The sequence below is a fragment of the Enterobacter sp. DSM 30060 genome (genome assembly GCF_013375955.1).
Classification (GTDB): domain Bacteria; phylum Pseudomonadota; class Gammaproteobacteria; order Enterobacterales; family Enterobacteriaceae; genus Enterobacter; species Enterobacter intestinihominis.
Window position 1 is genome coordinate 3,990,435 of sequence record NZ_CP056118.1, and the last position, 18,197, is coordinate 4,008,631.

Annotated in this window: 1 pseudogene; it reads left to right on the plus strand. The window is 61.6% G+C overall.

Annotated elements, in window-relative coordinates:
* The first annotated feature begins 49 nt into the window (after positions 1 to 49).
* Positions 50 to 18,055 (plus strand): annotated as a pseudogene (locus tag HWQ15_RS19160) (Ig-like domain-containing protein).
* Positions 18,056 to 18,197 lie beyond the last annotated feature (142 nt).

Sequence of the window (18,197 nt, forward strand, 5' to 3'; positions counted from 1 at the left end):
CTCTGGTGGACATAACCACAGGAATACGCGCACCTGCAAGGAGAAGAATATGAGTAACGCAAAAGTTGTTGATGTTATCATTCGAAAAACGGCAGAAAAAACGAAATTAACCGGTGAAGGGAATCTCTCGGTCTCTATTTCATCGCCGAGCGTGATTGAAATTCAGGGTTCTGCTCAGGACGTGGTGCGTTATGTCCGCCAGGGGAATGACCTCCTCATTTATATGAAAGATGGCAGCGTGATCCGCTGCAATAATTATTTTGTCGAAGACACGGAAACCCATAATCATTCCGAACTGGTATTTAACGATAACCAGGAGTTGACGCATATTTCATTTGCCGATGCCGGGGAAGCATCAGGCGTTGCCGCCACCGAATTAACCGCCCAGGCTGCACCCATTAGCAGCATTGAACCTTTTCTGGAGCAGGGAAGCGTCTTAAGCGATGCGCCGTGGGGCTGGATTGCCGGAGCGGCGTTGGGAGGCGGTGCGATTGGCGCACTGCTGGCTCACGGCGGTGACGGCGAAACCAAAACAAAAGTTATTGATAATACGAAAGAAGTCGAAAGCGCCACGCCAACATTTTTGCTGACGGATAACGCGGGTGACAAGCAGGGGGTGCTGAGTGCAAAAGAGGTCACGGATGATAACACCCCAACCTTCAGCGGTACCGGGCAGCCGGGCGCGACCATTCAGGTTAAAGACAGCAGCGGCAGCACCATCGCCAGCACCATGGTCGCAAAGGACGGCACCTGGACGGTAACACTTCCGACCCAGGCGGACGGGGAACATACCTGGTCCGTCGTCCAGATCGACGGCAGTAAAACGACCTCTGCGGGCAGTATTACCGTAACCGTTTCTACAGCGGATACCAGCGTGACGCTCGCCACCACGGCGGGCGATAACGTGATCAACGCCAGCGAGCAGGCCGCTGGCTTTACGCTGTCCGGCACCAGCAAAAACCTGGCGCAGGGAACGGCGCTTACCGTCACGCTGAACGGTAAAACCTATTCCGCAGAAGTGGGGGCAAACGGCGCATGGAGCGTGAAGGTGCCTGCTGCTGACGCGCAGGCGCTGGGCGATGGTACCTGGACGGTCAACGTCAGCGGCAAAGACGCGGCGGGCAACACCGTGACCGGCAGCCAGACGATTGGCGTCGATACCGCTGCGCCAGCGATTTCTGTCGACACGATCGCCCAGGACAACATCATCAACGCGGCTGAACATAATCAGCCGCTGACGCTGACCGGAAAAACCGATGCGGAAGCGGGCCAGATTGTGACGGTCACGCTGAACGGCAAAAATCACACGGCGACCGTGGGCAGCGACCGCACCTGGTCCGTTACGCTTTCGGCCAGTGAAGTACAGGCGATGGCTAACGGCGAGCACACCCTGACGGCAAACGTCAGCGACAAAGCGGGTAACGGGGCCTCCACCACCGCCGATTTCACGGTCGATACCGCAGCGCCAGTGGTCACTATCAACACTGTCGCGGGCGACGACATTCTGAACACCAGCGAGCAGGGGCAGGCTCAGATTATTTCCGGCCAGGCGAACGGCGCGGCGGCGGGCGACGTTGTCACCGTGACCGTTGGCGGCAAGACCTTTACCGGTGTCGTCCAGGCGGACGGCAGCTGGAGCGTCGGCGTGCCAGCCTCTGTCATTGGCGCGCTGGGTGAAGGTAGCCACAGCATTTCGGTCTCCGTGACCGATGCGGCGGGCAACACCGGCAGCGCGACGCACGGCATTACGCTCAGCGGCAACCCGCCGGAATTTACCCTTGACCCCATCAGCCAGGATAACGTCCTGAATGCGCTGGAGGCCATGCAGCCTCTGAGCCTGAGCGGGACCAGTAATCTGCCGAACGGCAGCGCTGTCACCGTGACATTGAACAACGTTAACTATCAGGCCACCGTTGAGAACGGTAGCTGGTCCGTTCAGGTGCCGGTTTCCGACGTGCTGGATCTGGCGAATACCCTTTACACCGTGAGCGTCAGCGGCACCGACAGCGTGGGTAACAGCGGCTCCGCCGAGGCGAATCTGCTGGTCGATACCGCGCTGCCGCAGGTGATCCTCAACACCTTTTCCGGGGATAACCTGGTCAATAACGCCGAAGCGGCGGTTGACCAAACCCTCAGCGGACGCGTCACCGGCGCGGCGGCGGGCGATACCGTCTCTGTCACCGTGGGCGGCAAGAGCTACACCGCGACGGTTGGCAGCGACCTGAAATGGAGCGTGACCATCCCATCGGCCGACCTTCAGGCGTTTGGCGACGGCGAGTTAACCTTCAGCGCCTCTGTCACCAATGCGCACGGCAACACCGGCACCGGCGAACGTGATATCAACATCAACGCCGAACTGCCGGGCCTGCGCGTGAACACGATCTCTGGCGATGACGTGATTAACGCCATTGAACAGCAGCAGGATCTGGCCGTGACCGGCTCCAGCACTCATCTGGCCGAAGGCACACAGATCACCGTCACCATCAATAATGTTGAATACGTCACCACGGTTAACGCCAGCGGCAGCTGGCAGATTGGCGTGCCGTCGGCGGACCTGCAGGCATGGACGGCGGGAGGAATGACCGTCAGCGTCAGTGCGGAAGATGCCTGGGGCAACACCGTGGCGGCTGAACACCCGATCGAGCTTGACCTGAACGCGGTGGCCGTCACCATCGATACCGTAACCACTGACGATATGCTCAACGCGGCGGAAAAAGGCGCGGATGTCACGCTTTCCGGTCAGACGCAGGGCGTAGAGGCCGGGCAAACCGTGGTGGTGAAATTCGCGGATCAAACCTTTACCGCACAGGTGCAGCAGGACGGCTCCTGGCGCCTGACCGTTCCGGCGAGCGCGATGGAAACGCTGATCGACGGGCGGGCGCAGGTGAGCGTCAGCGTGACTAACGTCAACGGCAACAGCGCGGACGCCTCACGCGTGGTGATTGTCGATACACAGCCGCCAGCCATTACGCTTGATAACTTGACCGACGACAACATCATTAATGCGGCAGAAGCGCAGCAGGATCTGGTGCTCAGCGGCAGCACAACCGCTGAAGCGGGCCAGACGGTCACCGTGACGCTGAACGGTAAATCTTACCAGACCACGGTCCAGGCGGACGGTCGCTGGCAGTTGAACGTGCCTGCCGCCGACGTTGGCGCGCTGACCGATGGCAATGTCACCGTCACGGCCACCGTCAGTGACGTGGCGGGCAACAGCAGCAGCGCGGACCGCGTTGGGCTGGTGGATGCCACCGTGCCGCAGGTGACCATCAACGATTTCGTCACCGACACCAACACCGTTAACCAGCTGGCCCATTCACAGGCGCAGATCCTGAGCGGCTCCGTCACCGGCGCGGCGGCGGGTGATTTGGTCATCATCACCATCAATAACGTGGACTACACCACCGTGGTGGATGCGGCGGGCAACTGGAGCCTCGGCCTGCCTGCGTCCGTCGTTCAGGGGCTGACGGACGGCACCTGGACCATTAACGTCTCCGTGACCGATCGGTCCGGCAACACCGGCAGCAGTTCAGTGGATGTGGTGGTCAATACAGTCACGCCTGTAATCGGTATTAATACGCTGGCAGCGGATGACGTGATCAATGCGGCAGAGAAGGGCGAAGATCTGCTGCTTTCCGGTACCAGCAACCAGCCGGAAGGAACCACCATCACCGTTAATCTGAACGGTATCAACTATGCAGCCACCACCGACGCCAGTGGCAACTGGAGCGTTACCGTACCCGCCTCTGCGGTGAGCGCGCTGGGTGAAGCCAATTACACCGTGACGGCGAGCGTCACCGATAATGTGGGCAACAGCGCCTCTGCCACGCACGATGTGCTGGTGGACAGCTCGCTGCCGGTTGTTACCCTCAACAACGTCGCGGGCGACAATATCGTTAACGCGGCGGAAGTGGCCGCAGGGCAAACCCTGACCGGGAAAGTATCGAACGCGGCATCGGGCGATACCGTCACCATTATCATCGGCGGGCAGACATACACGGCTACCGTACAGGACGATCTCACCTGGAGCCTGCCGTTAACCCAGAGTCAGTTAACCGCGCTCGGCAACGGCGACCTGACCGTATCGGCCAGCGTGACGAACGCGCACGGTAATACCGGATCGTCTTCCCTGGATGTCACCATTGACGCCCAGTTGCCCGGCCTGCGCATTGATACCGTCGCCGGTGACGACGTCATTAACGTTATTGAACACGCGCAGAACCTGGTTATCTCCGGCACCAGCACCGACCTGGCGGCGGGTAGCACCGTCACCGTGAGCATCAACGGCAAGAGTTATTCCGCCTCGGTACTGGCGGACGGCACCTGGCAGGCTGCGGTTCCGGCCGCGGACGTCTCCCGGTGGGCGGATGGAGCGCTCACCATCAGCGCCAGCGCGCAGGATACCTCCGGCAACCCGGTGAACATCGGTACCGTGGTGGATGTCGATCTCGCCCCGGTGGCGATAAGCATCAACAGCGTGACGGACGACAACGTGCTGAACGCGGCAGAAAAAGGCCAGGATCTTGTGCTGTCCGGCTCCTCCTCGAACGTTGAAGCGGGCCAGACCGTTACCATTATCTTTGCGGGTAAAACCTGGACCACGATGGTCGATGCCAACGGCGACTGGACCTGCACCGTACCGGCTGCCGATCTGAGCGGCCTGAAGGACGGCGACGCCAGCGTACAGGTCAGCGTAACCAACGTGAACGGCAACGCGGCCTCTTCCTCGCAGGCATTCAGCGTCGATACCGCCGCGCCAGCGGTCACCATCAACACCATCAGCGGCGACAACATGCTAAATGCGGCAGAGGCGGCGCAGGACCTGACCCTGAGCGGGACGTCTACTGCTGAAGCAGGCCAGACGGTCACCGTGACCTTCAACGGCAATCAGTACACCGCCCTGGTGCAGGCAAACGGCAGCTGGACGCTGGATGTACCGGCGGCGGATCTGGCGGGGATCGCAGACGGTAGCGCGGCGGTCACGGCTACCGTGTCCGATAAAGCGGGCAACCCGGCCAGCGCGGGGGCGTCCGTGCTGGTCGACACTACCGTGCCGCAGATTACCTTCAACATTGTGGCGGGCGACGACATTGTTAATATTGCCGAGCACGGCCAGGCGCTGATTGTCACCGGCAAGGTGACGGGCGCGCAGGCGGGCGATGTGATTACCCTGACCCTGAACGGCAAAGACTACACCGCCATGCTGGACGGTGCCGGTAACTGGAGCGTGGGCGTTCCGGCGGCGGACGTGGGCGCGCTGGCTAACGGCGATCAAACGATCTCCGCCACGCTCACCGATAAAGCGGGCAACAGCACCAGCACGACGCACGCGTTTGACGTCTCCCTGACCGCGCCGGTGATTGCCATCACTACCCTGGCGGTTGACGACGTGATCAACGCGACCGAGAGAGGTCAGGATCTGCTGGTCTCCGGCACCAGCAACCAGCCGGACGGGACCCGCATCACCGTAACCCTGAACGGTATCAGTTACGCCGCCACCACCGATGCCAGCGGTAACTGGAGCGTCACCGTTCCGGCGGCAAACGTCTCGGCACTGGGCGAAGCGAGCTACAGCGTGACGGCCAGCGTGACCGATACCGCGGGTAATAGCGCGAACACCAGCCATAGCGTGCTGGTCGACAGCGCGCTGCCGCAGGTCACCATTAATGCAGTTGCCACCGACGACGTGATTAACGCAGCGGAAGTGGCTTCCGGACAAACCCTGAGCGGGAAAGTGAGCGGCGCGGCGAGCGGTGACACTGTCACGATCGGTATCGGGGGCAACACCTATACCGCGACGGTTCAGGACGATCTGAGCTGGTCGGTTAACGTGGCATCTGACGTCTTAACCGCTATCGGTAACGGCGATCTCACCGTAACAGCGAGCGTGACCAACGGCCACGGCAACACCGGCACCGGCGAGCGCGACATCACGATTGATGCCAGCCTGCCGGGCCTGCGCGTGGATACCGTGGCAGGCGACGATGTGATCAACAGCATCGAGCATACTCAAAACCTGATTATCACCGGCTCCAGCGACGGGCTGGCGAGCGGATCGGCGCTGACGGTCACCGTCAACGGCAAAACCTACGCGGCAACCGTGCTGGCGGACGGGACATGGAGTGCAGCCATTCCGGCGGCTGACGTCGGCGCGCTGAGCGCAGGTACAGTCACCGTGACCGTTGACGGCCAGAGCGCGGCGGGTAATCCGGTTTCCATCAGCCATGACGTGAAGGTGGATCTGGCGCCGGTCGCCATCAGCATCGGCGCCATCGCTACCGACGACGTGATTAACGCAGCCGAGAAGGGTGCGGATCTGGTGCTGTCCGGCTCGACCACCAACGTGGAAGAAAACCAGACCGTTACTATCATTTTCGGCGGTAAGACCTATAGCGCGACGGTGGATGCCAGCGGCCACTGGACGGCGACCGTACCGTCTGCCGATTTGGGCGGACTGAAAGACGGCGACGCCAGCGTGCAGGTCAGCGTCACCAACGTGAACGGCAACAGCGCCTCGGCGGGCCGCGAGTACAGCGTGGACGCCACCGCGCCGACGGTGTCCATCGAGATCGTCAGCGACAACAACATCATCAACGCGGCCGAAGCGCAGCAGGATCTGGTCGTTAACGGTGTCTCCAACGCCGAAGCGGGCCAGACCGTCACCGTGACGCTGAACGGCGTGGACTACACCACCACCGTACAGGCGAACGGCAGCTGGAGCGTCACCGTACCGTCTGCGGATGTCGGCGCGATTACCGACGGCAGTTACACCATCACGGCAGCCGTCGCGGATAAGGCGGGTAACCCGGCCTTGGCGGACCGCGATGTGCTGGTGGATACCACGGTGCCACAGCTGACCATTAACACCGTTTCCGACGACGACGTGATCAACAGCGCCGAGCATGCGCAGGCGCTGATTGTCACCGGTTCCGTGACCGGTGCGGCGGCGGGTGACGTGGTGACCGTCACCATCAATAACAAAGATTACACGGCGACCCTGGACGCTTCCGGCAAGTGGAACGTGGGCGTGCCTGCGGCGGACGTGAGTGCTCTGACCGCAGGGGATCACACCATCACCGCGGCGCTGACCGATAAAGCCGGAAACAGCAACAGCACAACGCACGAGGTTGAAGTCAACCTCACCGCGCCGGTGCTGACCATTGACACCGTGTCCGGTGACGATGTGATCAACAACACCGAGAAAACCCAGGATCTGACGATCTCCGGTACGGCTTCCGGCCTGGCGACAGGCGCGGTGGTGACCGTGATGCTCAACGGCAAAGCGTACAGCGCCACGGTAGCTACCAATGGCCAATGGACTACAACCGTTCCGGCGAGCGAGGTGGGGCAACTGGGTGAAGCGCTTTACACCGTGTCGGCCTCCGCGACGGACAGCGTCGGCAACAGCACCAGCACCTCGCACACCGTGAACGTGGAATCCGTTCTGCCGGGCGTGATTATCAACACCGTGGCAGGTGACGACGTCATTAACGCGGCGGAGCTGGCAACCGGCCAGACCATCAGCGGTAAGGTGGTGAATGCCGAAGCAGGCAACACCGTGACCGTGACCATTGGCGGCAACAGCTACACCGCAACGGTGCAGAGCGATCTCACCTGGTCCGTGAGCGTGCCGGAGTCGGTGCTGACCGCACTGGGCAACGGCGATTTAACCGTGTCAGCCAGCGTCACCAACGGCGTGGGCAATAGCGGAACGGGCGAGCGCGAAATCGTGATAGACGCGAATCTGCCGGGCCTGCGCGTGGACACCGTGGCGGGCGATGACGTGATTAACAGCATCGAACACGGGCAGAATCTGATTATCACGGGTTCAAGCGACGGCCTGACGGCGGGTACGGCGCTGACCGTCACCGTAAACGGTAAAACCTATGCGGCTACCGTGCTGGCAGACGGCACCTGGAGTGCGGCGATCCCTTCTGCGGACGTGAGTGCCCTTGCCGCAGGCACGGTCACCTTGACCGTTGAAGGCCAGAGCAGCGCGGGCAATCCGGTGACTATCAACCATGATGTGATGGTGGATCTGGCAAACGTCGCCATCAGCATTGACGCCATCGCTTCCGATGACGTGATCAACGCCGCCGAGAAGGGCGCGGATCTGGTGCTCTCCGGCACCACTGCGAACGTGGAGGAAAATCAAACCGTCACCATCGCCTTCGGCGGCAAGAACTACACCGCCACGGTGGACGCTGAGGGTAAATGGACCGCCACTGTGCCATCTTCGGATCTGACCGGTCTGAAAGAGGGTGATGCCAGCGTGCAGGTAAGCGTCACCAACGTGAACGGCAACAGCGCCTCGGCGGGTCGCGAGTACAGCGTGGATGCTACCGCGCCGTCCGTGACCATCAACACGATTGCCACAGATGATATCCTCAACGCCTCAGAAGCGCAGTCAGACCTGGCAATTTCCGGCACCAGCACCGCCGAAGCAGGCCAGACGCTGACCGTATCGCTGAACGGCAAAGATTACACCACAACCGTCAGCGCGAACGGCAGCTGGACGCTGAACGTTCCGGCGGCGGATCTGGCAGGATTAACCGACGGCAGCGTGACGGTAACTGCCTCAGTCAGCGACAAGGCGGGTAACCCGGCATCGGTTGATCACACTCTGACGGTGGATGTGACCGTTCCGACTGTGACCATCCACACCGTGGCAGGCGACGACGTGATTAACGTGGCTGAACACAAGCAGGCACAGATTATCAGCGGCTCCGCCACCGGCGCGGCGGCGGGCGATAAGGTCACCGTCACGATCGGCGGCCAGACTTACACCACCGTGCTGGACGCGGCGGGTAACTGGAGCGTGGGCGTTCCGGCAAATGTGATTTCAGGCCTCAGCGACGGTACGGTGACCGTCACTGCGTCTGTCACCGACGCGGCGGGCAACACCGGCAGCGGCACGCATAATGTGACCGTCGATACCGGTCTGCCGTCGGTCAGCTTCAACGCCATCAGTGATGACAACGTCCTGAACGCCGTTGAAAAAGGGCAGGACCTGAGCGTCAGCGGCACCAGCGCCAACCTGACGGAAGGCACCGTGGTGACCGTAATTCTGAACGGTAAAAACTACACGGCGACAACTGCGGCAGACGGCACCTGGAGCCTGACGGTTCCGGCGGCGGATCTGGCCGGTCTCGGTCAGGCCAGTTACACCCTGAACGCGACCGCCACCAACGGCGTGGGCAACAGCGTGAGCAACACCGCGAATCTGCTGGTGGACACCGCGCTGCCAACCGTCACCATCAACACCGTGGCGGGCGACAACGTCATCAACGCGGCGGAAGTGGCGGCAGGTCAGACCCTGAGCGGCACCGTGGCGAATGCCGAAGCGGGCAACACCGTGACCGTGACTATCGGCGGCCACAGCTACACCGCAACGGTGCAGAACAATCTGTCCTGGTCCGTGAATGTGCCGTCTGACGTGCTGACCGCACTCGGCAACGGCAGCCTGAGCGTGACGGCAACCGTCACCAACGGCCACGGCAACACCGGGACCGGCGAGCGCGAGATCGCTATCGACGCTAACCTGCCGGGCCTGCGCGTGAATACCGTGGCAGGTGATGACGTGATCAACACCATTGAGCACGCGCAGAACCTGATTGTTTCAGGCTCCAGCGACGGGCTGGCGCCGGGCACGGCGCTGACGGTTACCGTCAACGGTAAAGACTATGCGGCGACGGTACTGGCGGACGGCACCTGGCGTGCGGCGATCCCGTCCACCGACGTGAGCGCGTGGCCGGAAGGCACCGTGAAAATCAGCGTTACCGGCGACAGCGCGGCGGGTAACCCAATCACCATCAGCCACGATGTGACCGTGGATCTGGCTACCGTTGCCATCAGCATCAATGCGCTTGCCACCGACGACGTGATTAACGCGGCGGAGAAGGGCGCGGATCTGGTGCTGTCCGGTGCGACCACCAACGTGGAAGCCGGGCAGACCGTGACCATCAGTCTGAATGGCAGGATCTACACCACCACCGTGGACGACAGCGGCAACTGGACTTACACCGTGCCGTCAGCGGATCTGGCTGGCCTGAAGGATGGCGACGCCAGCGTGCAGGTGAGCGTCACCAACGTGAACGGCAACAGCGCGTCTGCGGGCCACGAGTACAGCGTGGATGCTACCGCGCCGTCCGTGACCATCAACACGATTGCCACAGACGATATCCTCAACGCCACGGAAGCGCAGTCAGACCTGGCAATCTCCGGCACCAGCACCGCCGAAGCGGGCCAGACGCTGACCGTGTCGCTGAACGGCAAAGATTACACCACAACCGTGAGCGCGGACGGCAGCTGGACGCTGAACGTTCCGGCGGCGGATCTGGCAGGATTAACCGACGGCAGCGTGACGGTCACTGCCTCAGTCAGCGACAAGGCGGGTAACCCGGCATCGGTTGATCACACTCTGACGGTGGATGTGACCGTTCCTGGGGTGACCATCCACACCGTTGCAGGTGACGATGTGATTAACGCGGCTGAACACAATCAGGCACAGATTATCAGCGGCTCCGCCACCGGCGCGGCGGCGGGCGATAAGGTCACCGTCACGATCGGCGGCCAGACTTATACCACCGTGCTGGACGCGGCGGGTAACTGGAGCGTGGGCGTTCCGGCCAGCGTCATTTCAGTCCTCAGCGACGGCACCGTGACCGTCACTGCGTCTGTCACCGACGCGGCGGGCAACACCGGCAGCGGCACGCATAATGTGACCGTCGATACCGGTCTGCCGTCGGTCAGCTTTAACGCCATCAGCGATGACAACGTCCTGAACGCGGTAGAAAAAGGGCAGGACCTGAGCGTCAGCGGCACCAGCGCCAACCTGGCGGAAGGCACCGTGGTGACCGTAATTCTTAATGGTAAAAACTACACGGCGACAACTGCGGCAGACGGCACCTGGAGCCTGACCGTTCCGGCGGCGGATCTGGCGAGCCTGGGCGAAGCCAACTACACCCTGAGCGCGACCGCCACCAACGGCGTGGGCAACAGCGTATGCAATACCGCGAACCTGCTTGTCGACACCGCGCTGCCAACCGTCACCATCAACACAGTGGCGGGCGACAACGTGATTAACGCGGCGGAAGTGGCTGCGGGGCAGACCCTCAGCGGCAGGGTAACGAACGCTGAGGCGGGCAACACCGTGACGGTGACCATCGGCGGCAACAGCTACACCGCGACGGTGCAGAGCGATCTGACCTGGTCCGTGAACGTGCCTGAGTCGGTTCTGACGGCGCTGGGCAACGGCGATTTAACGGTGTCAGCGACCGTCACTAATGACCATGGCAATTCGGGAACGGGCGAGCGCGATATCACTATCGACGCCAGCCTGCCGGGGCTGCGCGTGGATACCGTGGCGGGCGATGACGTGATCAACAGCATTGAGCATGGTCAGAATCTTATCGTCACTGGCTCAAGCGATGGGCTGGCGGCGGGCACTACGCTCACCGTGACCCTGAATGGCAAGACCTATGCCGCGTCGGTACTGGCAGACGGCTCCTGGACCGCGGCGATCCCGGCGGCAGACGTGGGCGCTCTGGCCGCAGGCACGATGACCGTCACCGTAGCGGGCCAGAGCGCGGCGGGCAATCCGGTCTCCATCAGCCACGACGTCACCGTCGATCTGGCAGCCGTGGCAATCAGCATCGATGCCATCGCCACCGACGACGTGATTAATGCGGCGGAGAAAGGCGCGGATCTGGTGCTTTCCGGCAGCACATCCAATGTGGAAGAGAACCAGACCGTGACCATCACCTTTGGCGGCAAGTCTTACACCGCCAAAGTCGATGCCGACGGCAACTGGATGGCGAGCGTGCCTTCCTCGGATCTGGCGGGTCTGAAAGACGGCGACGCCAGCGTGCAGGTGAGCATCACCAACGCGCACGGCAACAGCGCTTCGGCGGGCCGCGAATACAGTGTAGATGCCACCGCGCCAACCGTAATGATTGACACGGTCGCAGGCGACAACGTGATCAACGGCAGCGAAGCGGCTGCGGGCGTGGCCATTTCCGGCACCACCACGGCGGAAGTCGGTCAGACGGTAACCGTAACCTTCGGCGGGAACAGCTACACCGCGCAGGTTCAGCAGGGCGGCGTCTGGAGCATTAACGTGCCGGGCACAGACCTGTCCGCCCTGGCGGATAACGGCTACACCGTGCAGGTGAGCGTGAGTGACGCCGCGGGTAACCCGGGCAGCGCGGGTAAAGCGATTACGCTTGATACCACGCCGCCGACCGTCAGCTTTAACGTCGTGGCGGGTGATGACGTCATCAACAGCGTGGAGCACGGGCAGGCGCAGATCGTCAGCGGCACCGCAACCGGCGCCAGCGTCGGCGATAAGCTGATTATCACCATCGGTTCGAATCAGTACACCACCACCGTTGACGCCAGCGGTTACTGGAGCGTGGGCGTTCCGGCCAGCGTGATTTCCGCACTGACCGACGGCACCGTAACCCTCAGCGCGACTATCACCGACAGCGCAGGCAACAGCAGCACCCAGACCCATGACGTGGTGGTAAATACCGCATCGGTCGCGCTGACCGTCAACACCCTCAGTGGTGATGACGTGATCAATGCGGCAGAAGCGGGCGCGTCGCTGGTTATCAACGGTTCCAGTGCGCAGTTCGCCAGCGGTACGCAGGTCACTATCACCCTGAATGGTAAGAGCTATACGGCCACCATTCAGAGCGACGGCGCCTGGCAGACCACCGTTCCAGCCGCCGACGTGGGCGCTCTGGCCGACGGCGCGAGCTACCAGGTTTCTGCTTCGGCGCAGGACAGCGCCGGGAACAGCGCCTCGGCGACGCATACCATCAGCGTGGACACCACCGCGCCGGTGATTAGCGTGAACACGTTGTCGGGCGACGACGTGCTGAATGCGGCGGAAGCTCAGCAGCCGCTCACCGTACACGGCTCTTCCAGCGCGGAAGCAGGCCAGACGGTGACCGTCACGCTGGGCGGAAAAACCTACACTGCGCTTGTCGGCAGCGATGGCACCTGGACGCTGGACGTTCCGGCGGCAGACCTGGTCGCACTGAGCCAGGGTGCGCTGACGGTGACCGCCGTGGTCAACGATAAAGCCGGTAACAGCGGCCAGACGACCCATACCTTAACGGTCGATACCGTCGCACCAGCCGTCACCATCAGCACCGTGGCCGATGACGATATCGTCAACAACGCGGAGCAGCTGGCGGGGCAGACTATTAGCGGGACCACCACCGCGGAGCAGGGCCAGACGGTGACCGTCTCCTTCAACGGGCACAGCTATCAGGCGACCGTTGGAGCAGACGGTTCGTGGTCGGTCTTCGTGCCGGGCCGCGACTTCCTCGGCCTGAGCGATGGGGATTACACCATTACGGCTACGGTGAGCGATAAGGCGGGTAACCCGGGCAGCGCAACACACGACGTGACGCTGAACGGCGACGTGCCGACCATCGTCATTAACACCTTTGCCCAGGACGATATTGTCAACGCCGCCGAGCACGGCACGCCGCTAATTGTCAGCGGCACCACCGACGCGCCTGCGGGCCAGACGGTGACCATTACGCTTAACGGTAAAACCTACACGGCTACCGTTCAAAATGACGGCACCTGGAGCTATACGGTCGGCAGCGCAGACGTGACCGCGCTGGCGGACGGCGGTTCGTACGTGATCAATGCGCAGGTGAGCAACGCCATCGGCAACAGCGCCAGCGATAACCACAGCGTCACCGTGGATCTCACCGCACCGTCAATGGGGATCAGCATTGATTCCCTGCAAAACGATACCGGCCTGAGCGCGAGTGACTTCATCACCAACGATAAGCAGGTGGTGGTGAACGGTTCCCTGACCGCGCAGCTCGGTAATAACGAGAAGGCGCAGATCAGCCTCGACGGCGGCGTCACCTGGATTGACCTGACCGTGACCGGCACCACCTGGCGTTACACCGATGGCCGCACCCTGACGGACGGTACGTACCCGTACCAGGTGCGCGTCATTGATAACGCGGGCAACGTCGGGGCAACGGACAGCCAGGACGTGGTAATCGATCTGACTAAGCCTGCGGCGACGAGCATTACCGTGGATTCCGTCTCGCAGGATACCGGCCTGTCCGACAGCGACTTCATTACCAGCGACAACCAGATTAGCCTGAAAGGGACGCTCGGCGCGGCCCTGGGCAGCGGCGACCACGCGCAGATCAGCCTGGACGGTGGCGCGACCTGGACTGACGTGAGCGTCAGCGGTCTGAGCTGGACCTACGTTGATGGCCGCACGCTGGCCGACGGAGACTACAACTACCAGCTGCGGGTGATTGACGACGCGGGGAATATCAGCGCCACCACCAGCCAGGTGGTGACCATTGATACCGTCGCGCCGGACGCCAGCAAAACGATCGCTATCGACAGCATCAGCGACGATACCGGCCTGAGCAGCAGCGACTTTATCACCAATGATACCTCCCTGACGCTGCACGGCTCGCTCGGCGCAACGCTGGCCGACGGCGAATATGCCCAGATTAGCATCGACGGCGGAGTCAGCTGGCAGAACGTGATCGTCACCGGCAACAGTTGGTACTACGTGGACGGCCGCACGCTGGGTAACCAGACCTATGACTACTACGTTCGCGTAGTGGATGCGGCGGGCAACGTGGGTGCCAGCGCTCATCAGCAGGTGACGGTCGATACGGTCGCGCCGGATGCGGCGATTACGGTGACCGTGGATAACATCACCGTCGATACAGGCTTCGACAATAACGACTTCCTGACCAGTTCGACCTCGTACACGCTCAACGGGACGCTCGGGGCCGAACTCGGGGCGGGTGAGTATGTGCAGGTGAGCATGGATGGCGGCACTACCTGGGTTTACGCCACGGTAAGCGGCACCCGGTGGAGTTATAACGACGCGCGCACCCTGGCCGACGGCGACTACCGCTATCAGGTGCGGGTTGTCGATCAGGCGGGCAACGTCGGGGCCACCACCTCGCAGGACGTGACGGTGGATACCCAGGCGCCGCAGTACGGCATCACCATTGACAGCATCAGCGAAGATACCGGGTAGTCCGGGAGTGATTTCATCACCATGGACACCTCGCTGACGATCAACGGCTCGTTGGGCAGCGCGCTGGCCAGCGACGAGCGCGTACAGATCAGCCTCGACGGCGGCAATACCTGGATTGACACTGCCGTCACTAACCAGCGCTGGAGCTATACGGATACCCGCGATCTGGCGGACGGGGATTACACCTGGCAGGTGCGGATCATCGACCAGGCGGGCAACGTCGGCTCAACCTCTTCGCAGGTGGTAACGGTTGATACCACGCCGCCTGAAACGGTGGGAACGGTGGTCAGCTATACCGACGGGGAAGGTGAACGTACGGGCACGTACGGCGCATCAGTCGCGACAGACGATACCTCGCCGCTGATCAACGGTACGCTTAACCGCGCTCCGGAAGATGGCGAAATCGTGCAGCTTTACCGGGACGGGATCTTGCTGGGTCAGGTCACGATGAACGGCAGCGCAAGCTGGTCCTATCAGGACAACGGCCTGCTCGACGGGAATCACACTTACATTCTGCGCGTCACCGACAAAGCCGGTAACTACACGGAATCGGATGGCTTTGTGCTGAACGTCGATACCAGCATCCCGACCACCACGGCGGCGATTACTGCCCAGACCACCTCGGATACCACGCCGATTGTCAGCGGTACGGTCTCCGCAGACCTGGTAAACGGTGAATATCTGGTGGTGACGGTGAACGGGAAAACCTACACCTCCCAGACCAGCGGCGCGGTGGTAGTCGACCCGGATCACAATACCTGGTATCTGCAGATCCCGGACAGCGATGCCCTGAGCGTGGCGAACTACGACGTAACCGCGCAGGTGAAGAGTAGCGCGGGCAACGGTAACACCACTGGTACGGCAACCGGCAGCCTGGTGATCGATACCACCTCGGTGAATACCGACTGGGCGACCACGACGGGTAACTCGAACAACTCGACCATGACGGTGGGCACCAATAGCAGCGGGCTGTGGAATATCATTGCTAACGGCCAGTCTTACTCCAGCAGCGATAGCTCGACCTATGCCGGCAATACGCTGAGCAACACCCGTGGCTATTACGTGGTGAGTCAGACCGCCGCCGACTTTGACCGTAACGGCACCCAGGATATTTTCGCAACTGAGAACACCTACGCGGGTTCTACGCAGGTGATGTGGACCTACGATGGCAGCAGTTACACCGCCAGCCAGCTGGCAATGGGGACCACTATCTGGTACGGCGGCGTAATTGCCTACGATAAAACCGGGGATGGCTATCTGGATCTGGCCTACGGAGATGCCGGTATGGACTCCCTGACCTACCTGGTTAATACCAACGGCGTTCTGTCGCCGGACGGCACCGGCGGGGAAGGTGGATTCTACGGCCAGTTCGATTCCGGACGTGAAATCTCCGGCGTCGACCTGAACAACGACGGCACCGTGGACATCGTGCAGCACACCAACCGCAGCGGGGCGTACTCGCTCACCGTGATAAACAACAACGGGAACGGTACGCTCTCCATTGGCCAGAACCTGACCAACGTGTTTGTGGCCAACGCCTCGAATACCACCACGGCGGCGTCCATGACGTGGGCGGACTTTAACGGCGATGGCTACATGGACCTGTACCTGGGCAGCAGCTACAACAACAACGGCGGGGTGATTTACTACAACGACGGTACCGGGCAGCTATCCACCACCAGGAGCGCGGTGGAAGCCTCTAACGCCACGGCGGGCTATTTGTCGGTGGCGGTGGACTGGAACGGCGATGGGCAGATGGACATCATCAAGCTCAGCACCTACGGCGGCTCGCAGACGGCAACCTTGTTCACCAACAACGGCTACGGCTCAACCTGGACTTCAAGCCAGCTTGCGTCAGGGCTTGCTAACGTCACCGGCGTCGCCGCGGTGGACTACAACTGGGATGGTGCGCAGGATCTGCTGGTGTCTCAGCAGAATGGCAAGGTGGTGCTGGTGCAAAACAGCAAAACCATTGCTGACGGTACCGCGATGCATCTGCACATTGTCGATAGCGAGGGCATCAACGCCTACTATGGCAACACGGTCAATCTGTATAACGCTGCGGGCGTGCTGGTGGCCTCGCAGATCATCAACGCCCAGTCCGGCATTGGCTCGAATGATACCTCTGCGCTGGTAAGTTTCTACGGGCTGGATCCGAACGAAACCTACTCGGCGGAGATCGTGAAGATCACCAACGGCGTGTCGGATAACGTCACCTGGACCGGCCTGGACGCGAGCAACGGCAAAGAGGGTTATGTTCTCACCGCCGAAGCGGCCACCGGCGGCCACAGCGGAACCATTACCGGAACCGGGTATAACGACACCTTTATCGCAGAGGATGGGATCTATACCTATAACGGCTCCGGCGGCTGGAATACCCATTCCGACTACGACACCTGGAGCAATACCGGCGGCATGGACGTGGTGGATTACCGCAATGCCACCTCTGGGATAACTGTTGATTTGCGCCTCTCTACGGCGCAGGACACCGGGTTCGGTACCACACGGTTGTTGAATATTGAAGGGATTAACGGCTCCGACCATGACGACGTGATCACCGGCAACAGCGGTGATAACCAGTTCGAAGGCCGCGGCGGTAACGACACCTTCAACATCGGCAGCGGCGGTCAGGACACGCTGCTCTATAAGCTGATCAACGCGTCTGACGCGACGGGCGGCAACGGTAGCGATGTGGTGAACGGCTTTACCGTCGGTACCTGGGAAGGGACGGCAGACACGGACCGCATCGATCTGCGCGACCTGCTTTCCGACAGCGGCTATACCGGCACCGGCTCGGCGAGCTACGTGAACGGCGTGGCGACGCTGGACAGTAGCGCGGGCAACATTGCTGACTACATCCGCGTGGTGCAGAACGGCAGCAACACCGAGATCCAGGTTGACCTCGACGGGACGGGCGGCCAGTTCTCGCCAACCACCCTGGTGACGCTGAACGGCGTGCAGACGGATCTGGCGACGCTGCTGGCAAATCATCAACTGTTAATTGCGTAAAACAACGCCGCGGGGAGCGATCCTCGCGGCTTTTTGCGTTTCTTTACATTAATAGCCATAACCCTCTATTTCACAAGATTATTTTGCGGGCTCGTTTAGGTAACGTTCGATTTCTAATCATCTCGCAAAGGTATCATTTCAG